The organism is Curtobacterium sp. Leaf154 (genome assembly GCF_001424595.1).
In the GTDB taxonomy this organism is placed as follows: Bacteria; Actinomycetota; Actinomycetes; order Actinomycetales; family Microbacteriaceae; genus Curtobacterium; species Curtobacterium poinsettiae.
In genome coordinates this window covers 1-15,252 of the sequence record NZ_LMOS01000010.1, presented here as the reverse complement: position 1 = coordinate 15,252, position 15,252 = coordinate 1, and the positions used below count along the sequence as shown (strand labels likewise).

Below are 15,252 nucleotides of genomic sequence, written 5' to 3'. Positions count from 1 at the left end.
GCCGGTGGCGCCGGGGTCGCCCGCGCCGCACCCGCGGCTGTCCGTCAACCAGGCGACGATCAAGTACGCGACCCTGCCCGAGGCGCTCGACACCGTCCGCCGTGCCGGGGTCGGGGCGATCGGCACCTGGCGCGAACCCGTCGCCGAGCTCGGGCTCGCCGAGGCCGTGCGCCGGGTGGCCGACTCCGGACTCCGGGTGTCGTCGCACTGCCGTGGCGGGTTCTTCACCCTGCCCGAGGGGACCGCACGCCAGCGGGCACTCGACGACAACCGCCGGGCGATCGACGAGACCGCCGCCCTGGCCGCCGCGGGTGCTCCGGGGTCGGCGCCCGTCCTCGTGCTCGTCGCGGGCGGCCTGCCAGCGGGCTCGCGCGACCTCGGCGGTGCGCGTGCGCGGGTGGCGGACGCCCTCGCCGCCCTCGTGCCGCACGCACTCGACACCGGCGTGCAGCTCGCCGTCGAACCCCTGCACCCGATGTACGCCGCCGACCGCGCCGTGGTGTCGACGCTCGCGCAGGCCCTCGACCTGGCGGCCCCGTTCCCGGCAGCGGCCGTCGGCGTCGTCGTCGACACCTTCCACGTCTGGTGGGACCCGGCGCTCGCGGCCTCGATCGCCCGGGCTGGTGCCGCCCGCCGGATCGCCTCGTACCAGGTGTGCGACTGGACCACCCCGATCGCGGCCGACCCGCTGCTCTCACGCGGCTACCCGGGCGACGGGCACGTCGACTTCGGGCCGGTGACCGATGCGGTGATGGGCGCCGGCTACTCCGGCGACGTCGAGGTCGAGCTCTTCAACCAGGCGATCTGGGACAGCCCGCCCGCCGAGGTCGTCGCCCGCGTCGTGGCGTCCTTCGCCGAAGCGGTCCCGCTCCCGCGCTGAGGCGGGCGCTGCCCCCCCGCACGGTGCGGGGCGGGCGCGCCCCGGGCCTCCCGTCCGCCCTGATCGTGAGCACAGGACGTCGGGTCGGCTCGACGGACCCGACCATTCCTGCTCACGAAGCGAGCGCGCGCGCGCGCGACCGCGCACGAGCCCTACTCGTCGGCGGGCAGCGGCTCCGCGTGCTCGATGCGGGCGCTCGCCGTGGCCATGTGTTCGTCCATCGCGCGCTGCACGGCGGGCACGTCGCGGGCGCGCAACGCCTCGAAGACGGCGCGGTGCTCGTGGAACGCGGCCTCGGTCGCCTGCCGGGTCTGCACGCGGCGCGCGACCCACACGCTCAGCATCGAGCGCAGACTCTGCAGCAGATCGGCGAGCACGTCGTTGCCGGACGCCCGTGCCAGCAGGACGTGGAAGCGGACGTCGGCGTCGATGAAGGCCTGCGGGTCGTCGAGCGTCGCCTCCTGCCGGACCAGGTACTCGCCGAGCTCGGTGATCTGCTCGTCGGTGGCGCGCTGCGCGGCGAGGATCGCGGCCGTGCGCTCCAGCGAGGACCGGATCTCGAGCAGTTCGCGGGTGCGGTTCGACGCGAGCATCAGACCCCACGACAGGGTCGTCGGCAGCAGGTCTGAGGTGCCGCCGCGCAGGTACGTGCCCGATCCGGGTCGGATCTGCACGATGCCCAGGATCTCGAGGGCGGCGAGGGCCTCGCGGACCGCCGAGCGACCCACGCCGAGCCGCTCGGACAGGACCCGCTCCGCCGGCAGCCGCGACCCGGGGGCCAGCTCGCCGGCGGTGAGCAGCGAGACGAGCTGTCGGGCGACCACCGAGGCGGGTGACCCGACGGGCACGGACTCGAGTTCGAGTCGGATGTTGAGGGGGTCGTCCGGGCTGAACGCGGGCATGCAGTGAGCGTACCGGTCGGTCAACCGGTTGCGGCGGGAGCAGTGCCAGCGCGCCGGGCGGACGGCCTCGTCCGAGCCGACGCGCGAAATGGTCAACCGGTTGACAAGTTGATCGAGCGCGACGCACACTGGATCAGGCGCACCGATGCGCCCGCTCCCGATCCGCGCAGCAGCCCGGACCACCCCGACGCAGCCGACCGGGCAACCCGGCGCAGCAGCCGGGCGGAGTCGTACCACCCCCACCGAGCAGGAGTCATCGTGGACATCCCCGCCACGCGAGGCATCCCCACCTCGGTCGTCGAGAAGACGGCCATCCGCAAGATCGCGATCCGCATCGTGCCGTTCGTGGCACTGATGTTCTTCATCAACTTCCTCGACCGCACCGCGATCTCCTTCGCCGCCCCCAACGGCATGGAGGCCGACCTCGGCCTGACCGCCGCCCAGTTCGGCTTCGCGTCCGGTGTGTTCTTCATCGGCTACCTCGTGCTCGAGGTGCCGTCCAACCTCGCGCTGCACAAGTTCGGCGCCCGGATCTGGCTCGCCCGCATCATGATCACGTGGGGCATCGTGTCCCTGCTCTTCACGTGGGTGCAGAACTACCCGCAGCTCGTCGGTCTGCGCTTCCTGCTCGGCATCGCCGAGGCAGGGTTCTTCCCCGGCGCGATCCTGTTCCTGTCGACGTGGGTCCCGGCTCGCCACCGCGGCAAGATGCTCGCGCTGTTCTACCTGGCCCAGCCGCTCACGAGCGTCATCGGCTCGCCGCTCGCCGGCTGGCTGATGACCCACGAGGGGATCCTCGGCGGCCTGGCCGGCTGGCGCTTCATGTTCCTCTGCGTCTCGATCCCGGCGATCATCGTCGGCGTCCTGTGCCTCTTCGTCCTCAAGGACAAGCCGTCGCAGGCGAAGTGGCTCGACGAGGACGAGAAGGTCTGGCTGGAGACGACGCTCGCTGCCGAGAGCGCGGCGAAGGGCGGCGGCGACGGCCACGGCAAGGGCGGCCTGCGTGCGGCCTTCGGCTCCGGCCGCGTCTGGATGCTCGCCGCCGTGTACTTCGGGTTCATCTACGGCCTCTACGCACTCAGCTTCTTCCTGCCGACGATCATCGACGGCTTCCAGGAGCAGTTCGGCACCACGTTCGACCTGTTCCAGAAGGGCCTCATCACGGCCATCCCGTACGTGCCGGCCGCGGTCGTCCTGTACTTCTGGTCGCGTGACGCCTTCCGTCGTGGCGTCCGGGTCTGGCACATCGCCGTCCCGGCCCTGGTCGGCGGTCTGACGATCCCGGTCGCGCTGTACATGAACAGCCCGGCGGCCACCGTCGCCGTCATCGCGATCACCGCGTGTGCGATCTTCGCGGCCCTGCCGAACTTCTGGACTGTTCCGACGCAGTTCCTGACCGGTGCCGCCGCAGCCGCGGGGGTCGCCCTCATCAACACCGTGGGCAACCTCGGTGGGTTCGCCGCCCCGTACATCACGGGCGCGGTCAGCGAGTGGACCGGCGGGTACCAGGTGCCGATGTTCATCGTCGGGTTCTTCATGGTGCTGTCGAGCGTGCTGATGTTCGTCCTCGGCCGGAACACCAAGCGCAACGAAGCGGCCGTCGCCGCGACCGGAGCCGAGACCGCAGCCGCGGCCACGGACGGACCGACCGCCATCGCGAAGGAGGCCGGCGCATGACCCGCCTGTTCAACGACCCGGCGGACTTCGCCGACGAGATGGTCGACGGCTTCGTCGCCGCCAACCGCGCCCGGGTCCGCAGGGTGCACGGCGGCGTCGCCCGCTCCACCACCAGCCCCGAGGGGACCGTCGCGCTCGTCGTCGGCGGTGGCTCCGGCCACTACCCGGCCTTCGGCGGCCTCGTCGGGCACGGCCTGGCTGCCGGTGCCGCGATGGGCAACCTGTTCGCCAGCCCCAGCGCCCAGCAGGTCACCGCCGTGGCGAAGGCGTCCGAGCACGGCGGCGGCGTGCTGCTGAGCTACGGCAACTACGCCGGCGACGTCCTCAACTTCGACGCCGCGGCACGGGCGCTCGAGGCACAGGGCATCGACGTCCGCACGGTCCGCGTGACCGACGACATCGCCTCGGCGCCCGCCGACCAGGCGCACCAGCGCCGCGGCATCGCGGGTGACCTCTGCGTGTTCAAGGTGGCCGGCGCGGCCGCGGAACGTGGCGACGACCTCGACGCGGTCACCGCGATCGCGACCCGCGCCAACGACCGCACGCGCAGCTTCGGTGTTGCCTTCTCCGGCTGCTCCCTGCCCGGCGCCGACGAACCGCTCTTCACCGTCCCCGAGGGCCGGATGGCCATCGGCATGGGCATCCACGGCGAACGCGGCATCGCCGAGGCCGACGTCCCCACCGCGGACGGCCTGGCCGACCTGCTCGTCGACGAGCTGCTCACCGAGCTGCCGTCCGGCGTCACCGCGGACGGTGCGCGCGCCGTCCCGATCCTCAACGGCCTCGGCTCCGTCAAGTACGAGGAACTCTTCGTCGTCTTCGGTGCCGTCCAGCGGAAGCTCACCGAGGCCGGCATCGTCGTCGTCGAGCCCGAGGTCGGCGAACTCGTCACCAGCTTCGACATGGCGGGCGTCTCGCTCACCCTGTTCTGGCTCGACGACGAACTCGAGCAGCTCTGGGCCGCCCCCGCCGACGCCCCCGCGTACCGCAAGGGCGGCGCCGTCCCGCAGCAGCCGCTGCCGGCCGAGGTGCTCGAAGCCGGCGTGGTGGTGCCCGTGACGCCCGGCACCGAGGAGTCCCGGGCCGCAGCAGTCCGCGTCGCGGGCGCCGTCTCCGCGATCCGCGCCACGATCGACGACCACGCCGACGAGCTCGGCCGCATCGACGCCGTCGCCGGCGACGGCGACCACGGCATCGGCATGCAGCGCGGCTCCACCGCCGCCGACCGTGCGGCACAGGACACCGCCGCCCGTGGCGCCGGCGCCGGTTCGGTCCTCGCGATCGCCGGTGATGCCTGGTCCGACAAGGCCGGCGGCACGTCCGGTGCGATCTGGGGCGCCGCCCTGGAGGCCATGGGTCGCGTCCTCGGGGACGAGTCCCGTCCGACATCCGCCACCGTCCAGAGCGCGGTGCACGCCGCCACCGAGGCCGTCCTGGCATTCGGGGCCGTCCCCGGCGACAAGACCATGGTCGACGCACTCGTGCCGTTCGACCAGGTCTTCTCCGCCCGGGTCGACGCCGGCGACGAACTCGTCGACGCCTGGTCGGCCGCGTCGGCCGCAGCGCAGACCGCGGCCGACGCCACGGCCGACCTGTTGCCGCGGATGGGCCGTGCACGCACCCACGGTGCGGACGCCGTCGGCACCCCGGACGCCGGCGCGGTCTCGTTCGCGCTGATCACCGCCGCGGTCCGCTCGACCATCGCCGTCCCCGCCTGACCCCCACCACGAAAGGCACACCCGCATGAGTGAGCAGCAGTTCCGCATCGTCGTCGGTTCGGACGACGCCGGCTTCGACCACAAGGAGGCCATCAAGGCCGACCTGGCGAAGGACCCCCGAGTGGCCTCCGTCGTCGACCTGGGCGTGGACGCCGACGGCCACACGGCCTACCCGCACGTCGCCGTCGACGCCGCCCGTCTGGTGGCGAACGGCGAGGCCGACCGCGCGATCCTGGTCTGCGGCACCGGCCTAGGAGTCGCGATCGCGGCGAACAAGGTCCCCGGCATCCGCGCCGTGACCGCGCACGACTCGTTCTCGGTCGAGCGCTCGATCCTGTCGAACGACGCCCAGGTCCTCTGCATGGGGCAGCGCGTCGTCGGGGTCGAGGTCGCGCGCCGGATGGCGAAGGAGTGGCTCGGCTACACCTTCGACCAGACCAGCGCGAGCGCGTCGAAGGTCCAGGCCATCTGCGCCTACGACGGCTCCGCGCCGGTGGGGACCGACGCCTGATGACCGCGACCGCGGCGGCCGCCCCCGTGACGATCGGGGTGTCGCTCAAGATGTACTTCTCGCACGCCCGGACGCTCGAGTGGGCGGCCGCCGTGGCCGACATCGCCCGGAGCCACCCGGCGGTGCGCTCCGGCGCGGTCGAGCTCTTCGTGGTGCCGACGTTCCCGTCGCTCGTGCCGGTGCGTGCGGTGATCGGGGACGCCCCCGTGACGCTCGGCGCGCAGGACCTGGCGTGGGCGGACGAGGGCGCGTTCACCGGCGAGGTCTCCGGCGTGGAGCTCCGGGAGATCGGGGTCGACCTCGTCGAGATCGCACACGCCGAGCGCCGCTCCCTGTTCCACGAGACGGACGACGAGATCGCGGGGAAGGTGCACGCGGCGTTCCGCAACCACCTGCGGCCCCTGATCTGCATCGGTGAGACCGCGCGCGCCGCCGACGACGACCCCGCGGCCGCGATCGCCGAGGTCACCGCGCAGCTCGACCGGTTCACCACCACGGCCACCGCCGACGGTCTCGCCGGACCGCTCATCGCCGCGTACGAGCCGGTGTGGGCGATCGGTGCCCCGCGGCCCGCACCCGACGAGCACATCGTCGCGGTGCTCGGTGGGATCGAGCAGCACCTGGCGACCCGGCCGGAGCTCGCCGGCTCCGTCGCGATCTACGGCGGCAGTGCCGGTCCGGGCCTGCTGACCCGCGGTGCCGGACGCATCGGCGGCCTGTTCCTCGGCCGCTTCGCCCACGACCCCGAGGCGATCCGCACGATCCTCGATGAAGCCGAGGCGCTCGCCGCGACGCAGGACGGAGCACCGGCGTGACCTCCCTGCTCGGCCTCTCCACCTACGCCTACTTCTGGCGCATGTCCGACCGCGTGCCGTCGCCGCTGTCCCTCGACGACGCCCTGCGCGACGCCGCGACCCACGACGGCGTCGACCTGTTCCAGATCTGCGACCACCTGCCGCTCGACACCGCGACCGATGCGCGCCTGGCGTCGATCCGGTCCCTGGCCACCGACCTCGGTCTCACGCTCGAGGTCGGCACCCGTGGCACCCGGCCGGAGCACCTGGCCCGGTACCTGCACGTCGCGCAGCAGCTCGGCGCGACCCTCGTCCGGAGCATGTGGACGAGCGGCGACGACCAGCCCGACGCGGCCGAGACCGGACGACGCCTGCGGCAGGCGCTCCCCGCCTACGAGCGCGCGGGCGTGACCCTCGCGCTGGAGACCTACGAGGTCGTCGCCACCGCCGACCTCGTCGCCGTCGTCGAAGCGATCGGCTCCGACCACCTCGGCATCTGCCTCGACCCGGCGAACACCGTCGCCCGGCTCGAACACCCGGCCGACGTCGTGGCGATGACCGCCCCGCACGTCGTCAACTGGCACGTGAAGGACGCCGCCTTCACCCGCTCACCGGGCTGGGTCGGGTTCCAGTACACCGGCGTCCGCACCGGTACCGGACTGCTCGACCACGACGCCGTCCGCGCCGCGATCGAGCCCGACGCCCGGGGGATCAACCGCGTCATCGAGTTCTGGCTGCCGTGGCAGGACGAGCACGCCGGCGCCGAACCCCTGCCGGGGGAGACCCCCGCACAGACCACCACGCGCATCGAGGCGGCGTGGACCGAACACACCATCGAGTACATCAGGAGCAAGGAATCATGACCGACACCGTCACCACCCCCCACACCGTCGCTGCCGGATCCGGCACGGCCGACGTCACCGTCGCCGTGATCGGTGCCGGCGGCAAGATGGGCACCCGCGTCTCGAACAACTTCGCGAAGAGCGAGTACACGACCCTGTACAGCGAGGCCTCGCCCGCCGGCCAGGAGCGCATCCGGGCCCTCGGCCGCGAGATCACCGACAGCCTCGACGCCGCGAAGGCCGCCGACGTCGTCATCCTCGCCGTGCCCGACGTCCTGCTCGGCACCGTCTCCGAGCAGCTCGTCCCCGTGATGCAGCCCGGCGCCACGATCCTGACGCTCGACCCCGCCGCCGCCTACGCCGGACTGCTCGCCAAGCGCGAGGACGTCCACTACGCCGTGGCGCACCCGTGCCACCCGTCGGTGTTCCTCGAGCGCACCACCAAGGCCGAGTGGGACGACACCTTCGGTGGCATCGCCGCCCCGCAGGAGGTGATCGCGGCCTTCGACGCGTCGGAGTCGCTCGGCGACCAGGACGAGCGCGCCAAAGCCGTCGCCGAGGCCGTCATCACCACCATGTACGCGCCGGTCATCCAGGTGCACTGGGTGACGGTGAAGCAGCTCGCCGTGCTCGAGCCGACCCTGGTCGAGACCATCGCCTGCATGATCGGCGACTTCCTCAACGACGCCCTCGAAGAAACGGTCACCGGTGTCGGCGTGCCCCGCGAGGCCGCCCGCGCCATGCTCCACGGCCACACCTGGATCGCGCTGACGAACGGCCTGCGCGGCTCGAACCCGTTCTCCGACGCCTGCCACATCGCGATGGGCTACGGCCGCGAGAAGCTCATCAAGGAGGACTGGAAGCAGGTCTTCGACGACAGCGAGCTCGACTCGGTCATCGCGAAGATGCTGAAGATCGACGCCGTCCGGCGCTGATCACCCGCGGTCCCCACGGACCGGAACGCCCCGCCGACCCCCTTCCGGCGGGGCGTTCCCCGTGCCGCCACGGCTGCTCTTCGCCACCCGCTGGCCGCCCTGGAGGCCCGGTCCGGCCCCGTCAGACCGTCTCGCGCCCGGCGAGCAGTGCGCCCAGCGCTGCGGCGCCGCCCGCAGCGTCGGGCACGGTCACCATCCGCGCTTGCCCGCCGCGGAGCCGTGCGACCAGCCCCGGCCCGGACCGCACGACGTAGGCGACGCCGCGGCCCGAGATCCGGTAGCCCCAGCCACCCCACTGCCCGGGGGACACCTGCTCCCAGCCGCACGACTCGATGCGCTCCAACGGCACCCGCATGAGCGGGATCCTCGTCCACGTGGACGTGAGCCGCATGCCCCGTCGGTCGACCGTGAGCTCCACCCGCGCCAGCACCAGCACGGCGAGCCCCGCGAGCACCATGGCCAGACCGGACACGACCGCCGTGGTCACGCCCGCCGACACCGTCCAGACCGCGGTCCCGACGCCGAGCAGCACGACGAGCGCCCCGAGCAGCGCGAACCACCGGCTGCCGACGCGTGCACGCCAGGCCACCCGGGTGTCGGGCCCGACGGTCAGGGGTGCGACGTCGGACGCCGGCACGGGGGCAGCGACCCGGAACAGTGCGAGCACGGGGACAGCGGCGACCACCACGGCGACGAGCAGGAACGGCACCGTCCACCACGGGGACAGGGTGCCGTCGCCGGCCGTGTTCGTCCAGGCCAGCAGGACCCAGGCCGACCCGAGGGTCCCGGCCAGCAGGTTCGCGACGAGCAGCACGGTGGCCGCGGTCCGCTTGTCGTGCCACCGCAGCGCGCCCATCGCGAGCCCGACGGCCACGAGCGCCACCGCCAGGGTGACCCAGAACGCCGTCCAGGGGGAGCCCCAGCCGTCCGCTGTGCCGTCCGTCCGGAAGTGGATCGCGATCCGTGACGGCATGGCGGGCGCCGCGAGGACCGCGGTGAGCACCAGTCCCACCGCGACCAGGAGCCCTGGTGCCACCACCGCCAGCCGTGTGCCCGTGGTCATCGGTCGTGTCGTCATCGTGCCCCCTTGATCATCGTGAACAGGTCGTCGAGCGGGACGCCGAGGGTGTCCGCCTGGTCGCGCAGCTCGTCGACGAGCGTGCGCAACCGGTCGAACGAGGCGTTGCCCGACCGCAGGACCGTCGCACCGCGGCCACGCCGCAACTCGATCAGTCCGTCGTCCTGCAGCAGCGCGTAGGCGCGCAGGACAGTGTGCATGTTGACGTCGACCGAGGCCGCGAGGTCGCGCGCTGCGGGCAGTCGCTCGCCGTTCCGGAGCTCGCCGCGGGCGATCGCGTGGCGGATCTGGGTGGCGACCTGTTCCGCCAGGGTCGCGCGGGCCCCCGGGTCGACGGTGATCAACATGTTCGCATTCTATGCGAACAATCCCGCTCGGCACCAGGGGTCACCCGCCCCTCGAGACCCTTCTCGGACGCCGTTTGGCCGCGGAACGCAGGCGCGGTTCCAGCGGGCTCCGGCACGCGTACCGTCCGTCGCGATGACCGATTCGACCACCACCAGCACCCCGTCGAACTACGAGTCCGCCGACGGGGTGGACCCCCTGCGCGTCACCACCTACCGACAGGTCCGCAAGGCCGCACGCCGCGGGCACGCACTGCCCGGCGACGTCGGCGAACCGTCGCTCGCAGACCTCGTGAACGCCCGGAAGAACGGCATCGCCGAGTCCCGCTGACCCCGCGTGGCCGTGCGTGCGGGCGGGCGACCGGTCAGCCGTGCGCGACGGACTCCACCAGCGCGTCGAGCGCCCGGTCGAGTTCCGGCAGCGTCACGGCGCCGTAGCCGAACACGATGCCCGCCGGTGCGCTGCCGGGCGCGAGCCCGTACTCCTCGAGCGTCGCCACTCGTACCCCGGCGTCCGCCATCCGCTCGGCGACGTCGGCCCCGGTGGTCGGACCCGACCACGTGACCACCGCGTGCAGTCCGCCGTTCAGGGCACGGGCCTCCAGTCCGGTGACGTCGTCGAGCCGGGCCGCGATCCGGGCTCGGCGATGCGCGTAGTCGCGGCGCACCCGACCCAGGTGCCGCCGCAGCGCACCCGTGCGCAGCAGGTGGGCCAGTGCCGCCTGCACCGGCTCGGCGACCACCGCGCCGCGTGCACGCCGCGCCGACAGCACCGCCTCCGCCACCGCCACACCGATCCCGGCACCTGCTGCGGAGGGCAGGACGACCCAGGCGCACCGCAGTCGCGGGTCGAGCGTCTTCGAGAACCCGCCGACGTGCAGCACCACGCCCTCGGCGTCGAGTGCGGCCAGCGCGGGCACGGGCGTCCCGCGATGCCGGAACTCCGAGTCGTAGTCGTCCTCGACCACCACCGTGCCGGTCGCAGCCGCCCAGGCGAGCAGCCGACGGCGCCGGGCCACCGGCATCACCGAGCCGAGCGGGTACTGGTGGGTCGGACTGACCAGCACCGCGTCGACCGGCCCCGCAGCCTCGAGCGCGTCGAGGTCGAGGCCGTCCTCCCCGACCGGGACGGCGACGAGGGTCCCGCCCGCGCTCGTGATCGCCCGGTGCCCGGTGCGGTAGCCGGGGTCCTCGACGCCGAAGACGGGTGGACGACCCAGCAGGCTCCGCAGCGCCTCGGTGATCAGCGACAGCGCCTCCGAGGTCCCCGCGGTCACGAGCACCCGGTCGACCGTCGTCGTGAACCCGCGGGTCAGGCCGAGCTGGGCGACGACCTGTGCCCGCAGCTCGGGGGAGCCGAGCGGCTCCGCGATCGCGTTCCGGAGCGGTGCCGACACCGCTGCGCGCCAGGCGGCCCGCCAGTCCCGCTGGGGGATCGCGGTCACGGCGGGGATGCCCGGCCGGCAGTCGATGCGCACCGCGGGCGACGGATCGGCCGGGACGGCGTCGACGAAGGCGACGGGTGAGCCGGGCCCGGCGTCGCCCGCCACCGACCCACCCGGCGTCCGGCCGTGCACATCCGCCGCGACCCGGGCCACCGCACCGTGCCGCGTGCGCAGGTACCCCTCGCCGTCGAGCTGTTCGTACGCCGCGACGACGGTGCCGCGCGCCACCCCGAGCTCTCCCGCCAGTGCACGCGTCGACGGCAGTGGATCGCCCTCGCGCAGGGTGCCGTCGTGCACCATCGCACGGACCCGGGCCACGACACCGGACACCTTGCTCGACTGGTCCACCATGATCGCTCCGAACTGGTCCACGCATCGGACCACTGGCGACCCTAGCGTGAGCGCATGCCCACCCCGAACGCCCAGCCGCACCCCACGGAACCCGCCGCCGACGGTCCCTCGCTCCGCGTCCGCCGCCTGCGCGACCGCCAGTCCGACGACCCGGGAGTCCTCGACGCGATCCTCGCCGAGGCCCACGTCGCGCACGTCGGCATCGTCCGCGGCGGCCACCCCGTGGTCCTGCCCTTCCTCTGCGCCGTCGGGGACCTCGGCGACGGCCCGGTCATGCTGCTGCACGGCTCGACCGGAGGCGGCCTGTTCCTCGACGCCGGGGCCGAGGGTGTCCCGGTGGCCGCGACCGTCACCCACCTGGACGGCCTGGTGTTCGCCCGCTCCACCAACGACAGCTCCGCGAACTACCGCAGCGCGATGATCGCCGGCCGCGCCACCGTCGTCCCGACCGACCTGCGTGCCGAAGCGCTCTGGCAGGTGGCGGACCACCTCATGCCTGGGCGCCGAGCCGAGGTGCGCGAGATGACCGCGAAGGAGGTCCGCGCCACCCAGGTCCTCCAGTTGCCCCTCGACCGCGCGAGCGTCAAGGTCCGTGCCCACGGGGTCGGCGAGGACCCGGCCGACGGCGAGGACCACACCGTCTGGGCGGGCGTCCTGCCACTCGCGGTCCGCGCCGGTGTCCCGATCTCGGGGGACATCTCGGGGGACAGTCCGGTGGACGCGTCCGTCCTCGCGCTGTCGGCCCGCCTCGACCGTCTGGCCGCCGACCGGGAGGCCCGGATCGCCGCCGCCATGCGGGTCGCGTCGGTCTGAGCCCGTCCCCACGGCCGCACGCCGGCTCCGGAACAGCCGTGCGCGTCGTCGGAGTGGCCTGCGAGCGGTGATCGTTCCTGTGACCAGCTGCAGGAACACTCCGGCGCTGCCCAGCCGCGGACACCGTCGTGACCAATACGTTACTTTCCGGACCGCCGAGTGGTCCCGACCCGGAAGGACCCATGGGACGCCACACCCTGCCTGCAGCAGCCGACGACCGTCAGCCCACGCGGACGCACACGCACCCCGCGCGACCGCACACGCACCCCGCGGCCGATCCCGCGCCGCTGACGCCGGACACGCAGCAGTCCCGTCCCCGCGGACGCCGCTCGGCCCTCGGCCCCGCAGCCGCCCGTTCCACCTTCGTCGAGCACCCGAAGCCAGCCCGGACCGTGCGGATGCAGCCGCGTCCCGCCCCCGTCGCGTCGTCGGCCGGCAGCGCGGTGCTGAGCCGGACGGCCACCCTGCGTGCCGAACGAGCACTCGACCCGCGGCACATCCGTCGTTCCGCGAACGCGAAGCGCGCCGCGATCCTGCTGGCCCCCGCCATCGCCGTGACCTCGAGCCTGACGCTCGCCCTGCCCGCGAACGCCGACACGCTGCCGGTCGACACCCGCTCCGGCACGACCACGGCACAGGACGCCCAGACCTTCACGGTGGCGCACGACGTCCAGGTCCCCGTGGTCTCGACCGACGGCATGACCACCACCACGACGATCGTGTCCTACCCGACGCTCGACCTGCGGTTCGGGGTGACGACGGCGCAGGCACAGTCCGCGTTGTCCGCCGCGCTGTCGGCCGGCGGCGACCGGGCCACGATCCTGGCAACCGCCCTGCAGTACATGGGGGACCCGTACGTCGAGGGCGGCGCGAGCCACGAGGGCATCGACTGCTCCGGGCTCACCATGGTCGCGTACCAGGCGGTGGGGATCCAGCTCGTGCACTACGTGCCGACGCAGGACGCCGTCGCCACCACGATCCCCGAGTCCGAGGCGTTGCCGGGCGACCTCGTCGTGTACGACGACGACGACCACGTCGGCCTGTACCTCGGCCAGGGGCTCGTGCTGCAGGCACCGCACCCGGGCGAGGTCGTCGACATCGTCCCGATGTACTCGGCGGCGCACCACTTCGCCCGCGTCCTGCCGGCCGGCAGCTGACCCGGCGGACCGCGCTGGGGGCCTGGTGGTGACCTGCAGGACCACCCGGACGGGGCGTCCCCACGGATCACGGGCCTCCCGTATCCTGGAGTGATGGCTTCCGACACCCGCACCCCGTTCGAACAGCAGCAGTCTGCTCGTCCGCAGGTGCGCCCGCGCACCGAGGGCTGGAAGCAGGCCACCGACACCGACGGCCGGCCGCTCCTGCAGTTCGCGTCCCCGAAGCGTGGCAAGCCGCCCGTGCACCTGGCCGACCTGACGGCCGAGGAACGCGAGGCCCGCGTCAAGGAGCTCGGTCTGCCCGGGTTCCGCGCCAAGCAGCTCGCGACCCACTACTTCCAGCACTACACGTCCGACCCGGCCAAGATGACCGACCTGCCCGCCGCCCAGCGGGAGCAGCTCGTCGCCGGGATGCTGCCGCCGCTCCTCACCGAGACCCGGCGGCTCGCGACGGACAACGGCGACACCATCAAGTTCCTCTGGAAGCTGCACGACGGCGCCCTGGTCGAGTCGGTCCTGATGCGGTACCCCGGCCGGATCACGCTGTGCGTGTCGTCCCAGGCCGGGTGCGGCATGAACTGCCCGTTCTGCGCCACCGGCCAGGCCGGGCTGACCCGCAACATGTCCACCGCCGAGATCATCGAGCAGATCGTCCGGGCCAACGCCGCGATCGCCGCCGGTGAGCTCGGGGGCGATCCCCGCAAGGGCGGCAACGACCGCGTCGACGCCGAACGCGTGACGAACATCGTGTTCATGGGCATGGGGGAGCCGCTCGCGAACTACAAGCGGGTGATGGACGCGGTGCGGTTGATGGTCGCTCCGCAGCCGAACGGCCTCGGCATGAGTGCCCGCGGCATCACGGTGTCGACCGTCGGACTCGTGCCGGCGATGATCAAGCTCGCGGACGAAGGGATCCCGCTCACCTTCGCGCTGTCCCTGCACGCCCCCGACGACGAACTCCGCGACGAGCTCATCCCGGTGAACTCGCGCTGGAAGGCCGACGAGGCGATCGACGCCGCCCACAACTACTACGTCAAGACGGGCCGTCGTGTCTCGATCGAGTACGCGCTCATCAAGGACATGAACGACCACGCCTGGCGAGCCGACCTGCTCGCCGAGAAGCTCAACAAGCGTGGCAAGGGATGGGTGCACGTCAACCCGATCCCGCTCAACCCGACGCCGGGCTCCGTGTGGACCTCGTCCGAGGTGCACGTGCAGGACGAGTTCGTCCGCCGGCTCAACGCCGCCGGCATCCCGACGACCCTGCGCGACACCCGCGGCAAGGAGATCGACGGGGCGTGCGGGCAGTTGGCCGCCGCCGAGTAGGTCGGTCCGGTCAGTCGGTCCGGTCCAGTTGGTCTGGTCGTCTGGTCGTCTGTTCGTTCGGGAGGCACGGTGCGGGTTCGCGCCGTGCCTTCCGTCGTTCCCGGGGTGCGTCCACCCCGTCGATCACCGGAAACCCGGGGGACAGCTCCCGTTCACCGGAGTGCGACACGCCCGGGAGGAAGGACGGTTGGCGGGCCCCCTGGGGCCTGTGTAGAGTAATCACTCGTTGCCGCTGAGGCGGAGAACGGAACGGCCGAGACGGTCACAGGGTGCAAGCCCTGGATGCGCAGTCCGGACGGGGTCCCGCTCAGGCAACATCCCCCGAAGAAATCGAAGTGATTCGATGTGTCTGACGGTGGAACAAGACGAATGCCTCTCTGGCGGAATCCTTTTGTGGGTCGAGCGGGGAGTGCGTCTGGTCCTTGAGAACTCAACAGCGTGCACATTGTCAATGCCAATTTATTGATTGACCTCGTGCC

At 72.7% G+C, this 15,252-nt stretch carries 15 protein-coding genes; 11 read left to right on the top strand and 4 right to left on the bottom strand.

Annotation, left to right across the window (positions count from 1 at the left end; translation table 11 throughout):
* The first annotated feature begins 4 nt into the window (after window positions 1-4).
* Entirely contained in the window at window positions 5-880 is an 876-nt protein-coding gene (locus ASF75_RS17065) for a sugar phosphate isomerase/epimerase family protein (RefSeq protein WP_056073425.1), read from the top strand.
* Window positions 881-1,032: 152 nt separating this feature from the next.
* Here the strand turns inward: ASF75_RS17065 and ASF75_RS17060 are convergent, their stop codons facing one another.
* Entirely contained in the window at window positions 1,033-1,782 is a 750-nt protein-coding gene (locus ASF75_RS17060; RefSeq protein WP_017885798.1) for a FadR/GntR family transcriptional regulator, read from the bottom strand.
* A 258-nt stretch (window positions 1,783-2,040) separates the two neighbouring features.
* On the opposite strand from ASF75_RS17060, the gene ASF75_RS17055 reads away from it, so the two are divergent.
* From ASF75_RS17055 to ASF75_RS17030, 6 genes are read left to right on the top strand one after another with little or no spacing between them, the layout of a single operon-like run.
* Complete coding sequence (locus ASF75_RS17055) at window positions 2,041-3,459, top strand: MFS transporter (RefSeq protein WP_056073375.1); 1,419 nt, start codon at window positions 2,041-2,043, stop codon at window positions 3,457-3,459.
* A complete protein-coding gene (locus ASF75_RS17050; RefSeq protein WP_056073372.1) occupies window positions 3,456-5,177 on the top strand; it encodes a dihydroxyacetone kinase family protein in 1,722 nt (573 codons plus the stop codon). Before ASF75_RS17055 ends, ASF75_RS17050 begins: the two co-directional genes overlap by 4 nt.
* Window positions 5,178-5,202: 25 nt before the next feature.
* Window positions 5,203-5,688, top strand: a complete 486-nt coding sequence (locus ASF75_RS17045) for a ribose-5-phosphate isomerase (RefSeq protein ID WP_056073369.1) — start codon at window positions 5,203-5,205, stop codon at window positions 5,686-5,688.
* Complete coding sequence (locus tag ASF75_RS17040; protein WP_056073366.1) at window positions 5,688-6,503, top strand: triose-phosphate isomerase family protein; 816 nt, start codon at window positions 5,688-5,690, stop codon at window positions 6,501-6,503. Before ASF75_RS17045 ends, ASF75_RS17040 begins: the two co-directional genes overlap by 1 nt.
* On the top strand, window positions 6,500-7,345 hold the full coding sequence (locus tag ASF75_RS17035) for a sugar phosphate isomerase/epimerase family protein (protein ID WP_156463930.1): 846 nt from the start codon (window positions 6,500-6,502) through the stop codon (window positions 7,343-7,345). The genes ASF75_RS17040 and ASF75_RS17035 overlap by 4 nt, the downstream gene beginning before the upstream one ends.
* Window positions 7,342-8,259, top strand: a complete 918-nt coding sequence (locus ASF75_RS17030; protein WP_017885792.1) for a phosphogluconate dehydrogenase C-terminal domain-containing protein — start codon at window positions 7,342-7,344, stop codon at window positions 8,257-8,259. The genes ASF75_RS17035 and ASF75_RS17030 overlap by 4 nt, the downstream gene beginning before the upstream one ends.
* A gap of 121 nt (window positions 8,260-8,380) precedes the next feature.
* On the opposite strand, the gene ASF75_RS17025 is transcribed toward ASF75_RS17030, so the two are convergent.
* Window positions 8,381-9,337 carry a DUF1648 domain-containing protein gene (locus ASF75_RS17025; RefSeq protein WP_056073363.1) on the bottom strand — a complete coding sequence of 319 codons (957 nt, stop codon included), beginning with the start codon at window positions 9,335-9,337 and terminating at the stop codon, window positions 8,381-8,383.
* Complete coding sequence (locus ASF75_RS17020) at window positions 9,334-9,684, bottom strand: GntR family transcriptional regulator (RefSeq protein WP_017885790.1); 351 nt, start codon at window positions 9,682-9,684, stop codon at window positions 9,334-9,336. The genes ASF75_RS17025 and ASF75_RS17020 overlap by 4 nt, the downstream gene beginning before the upstream one ends.
* A 133-nt stretch (window positions 9,685-9,817) precedes the next feature.
* Here ASF75_RS17020 and ASF75_RS17015 point away from each other — a divergent pair, with 133 nt between their 5' ends.
* Window positions 9,818-10,012 carry a hypothetical protein gene (locus ASF75_RS17015; protein WP_042540396.1) on the top strand — a complete coding sequence of 65 codons (195 nt, stop codon included), beginning with the start codon at window positions 9,818-9,820 and terminating at the stop codon, window positions 10,010-10,012.
* Window positions 10,013-10,046: 34 nt separating this feature from the next.
* On the opposite strand, the gene ASF75_RS17010 is transcribed toward ASF75_RS17015, so the two are convergent.
* Window positions 10,047-11,498 (bottom strand): PLP-dependent aminotransferase family protein, encoded by a 1,452-nt coding sequence (locus ASF75_RS17010; protein WP_056073360.1) that lies wholly within the window; start codon window positions 11,496-11,498, stop codon window positions 10,047-10,049.
* A 33-nt stretch (window positions 11,499-11,531) separates the two neighbouring features.
* On the opposite strand from ASF75_RS17010, the gene ASF75_RS17005 reads away from it, so the two are divergent.
* From ASF75_RS17005 to rlmN, 3 genes are all read left to right on the top strand, one after another.
* Window positions 11,532-12,290 (top strand): pyridoxamine 5'-phosphate oxidase family protein, encoded by a 759-nt coding sequence (locus ASF75_RS17005; protein ID WP_056073357.1) that lies wholly within the window; start codon window positions 11,532-11,534, stop codon window positions 12,288-12,290.
* A gap of 182 nt (window positions 12,291-12,472) precedes the next feature.
* Window positions 12,473-13,447 carry a C40 family peptidase gene (locus ASF75_RS17000; protein ID WP_056073354.1) on the top strand — a complete coding sequence of 325 codons (975 nt, stop codon included), beginning with the start codon at window positions 12,473-12,475 and terminating at the stop codon, window positions 13,445-13,447.
* A 93-nt stretch (window positions 13,448-13,540) separates the two neighbouring features.
* Window positions 13,541-14,773 carry a 23S rRNA (adenine(2503)-C(2))-methyltransferase RlmN gene (gene rlmN / locus ASF75_RS16995; RefSeq protein WP_017885785.1) on the top strand — a complete coding sequence of 411 codons (1,233 nt, stop codon included), beginning with the start codon at window positions 13,541-13,543 and terminating at the stop codon, window positions 14,771-14,773.
* The last annotated feature ends 479 nt before the right edge of the window (window positions 14,774-15,252 follow it).

Excerpts from the sequence above, each read along its gene's own strand:
- ASF75_RS17030 (WP_017885792.1), top strand. The coding sequence starts at position 7,342 with ATGACCGACACCGTCACCACCCCCCACACCGTCGCTGCCGGATCCGGC.
- ASF75_RS17025 (WP_056073363.1), bottom strand. The coding sequence starts at position 9,337 with ATGACGACACGACCGATGACCACGGGCACACGGCTGGCGGTGGTGGCA.
- ASF75_RS17040 (WP_056073366.1), top strand. The coding sequence starts at position 5,688 with ATGACCGCGACCGCGGCGGCCGCCCCCGTGACGATCGGGGTGTCGCTC.
- ASF75_RS17005 (WP_056073357.1), top strand. The coding sequence starts at position 11,532 with ATGCCCACCCCGAACGCCCAGCCGCACCCCACGGAACCCGCCGCCGAC.
- ASF75_RS17000 (WP_056073354.1), top strand. The coding sequence starts at position 12,473 with ATGGGACGCCACACCCTGCCTGCAGCAGCCGACGACCGTCAGCCCACG.
- ASF75_RS17060 (WP_017885798.1), bottom strand. The coding sequence starts at position 1,782 with ATGCCCGCGTTCAGCCCGGACGACCCCCTCAACATCCGACTCGAACTC.
- ASF75_RS17050 (WP_056073372.1), top strand. The coding sequence starts at position 3,456 with ATGACCCGCCTGTTCAACGACCCGGCGGACTTCGCCGACGAGATGGTC.
- rlmN (WP_017885785.1), top strand. The coding sequence starts at position 13,541 with ATGGCTTCCGACACCCGCACCCCGTTCGAACAGCAGCAGTCTGCTCGT.
- ASF75_RS17015 (WP_042540396.1), top strand. The coding sequence starts at position 9,818 with ATGACCGATTCGACCACCACCAGCACCCCGTCGAACTACGAGTCCGCC.
- ASF75_RS17045 (WP_056073369.1), top strand. The coding sequence starts at position 5,203 with ATGAGTGAGCAGCAGTTCCGCATCGTCGTCGGTTCGGACGACGCCGGC.
- ASF75_RS17020 (WP_017885790.1), bottom strand. The coding sequence starts at position 9,684 with ATGTTGATCACCGTCGACCCGGGGGCCCGCGCGACCCTGGCGGAACAG.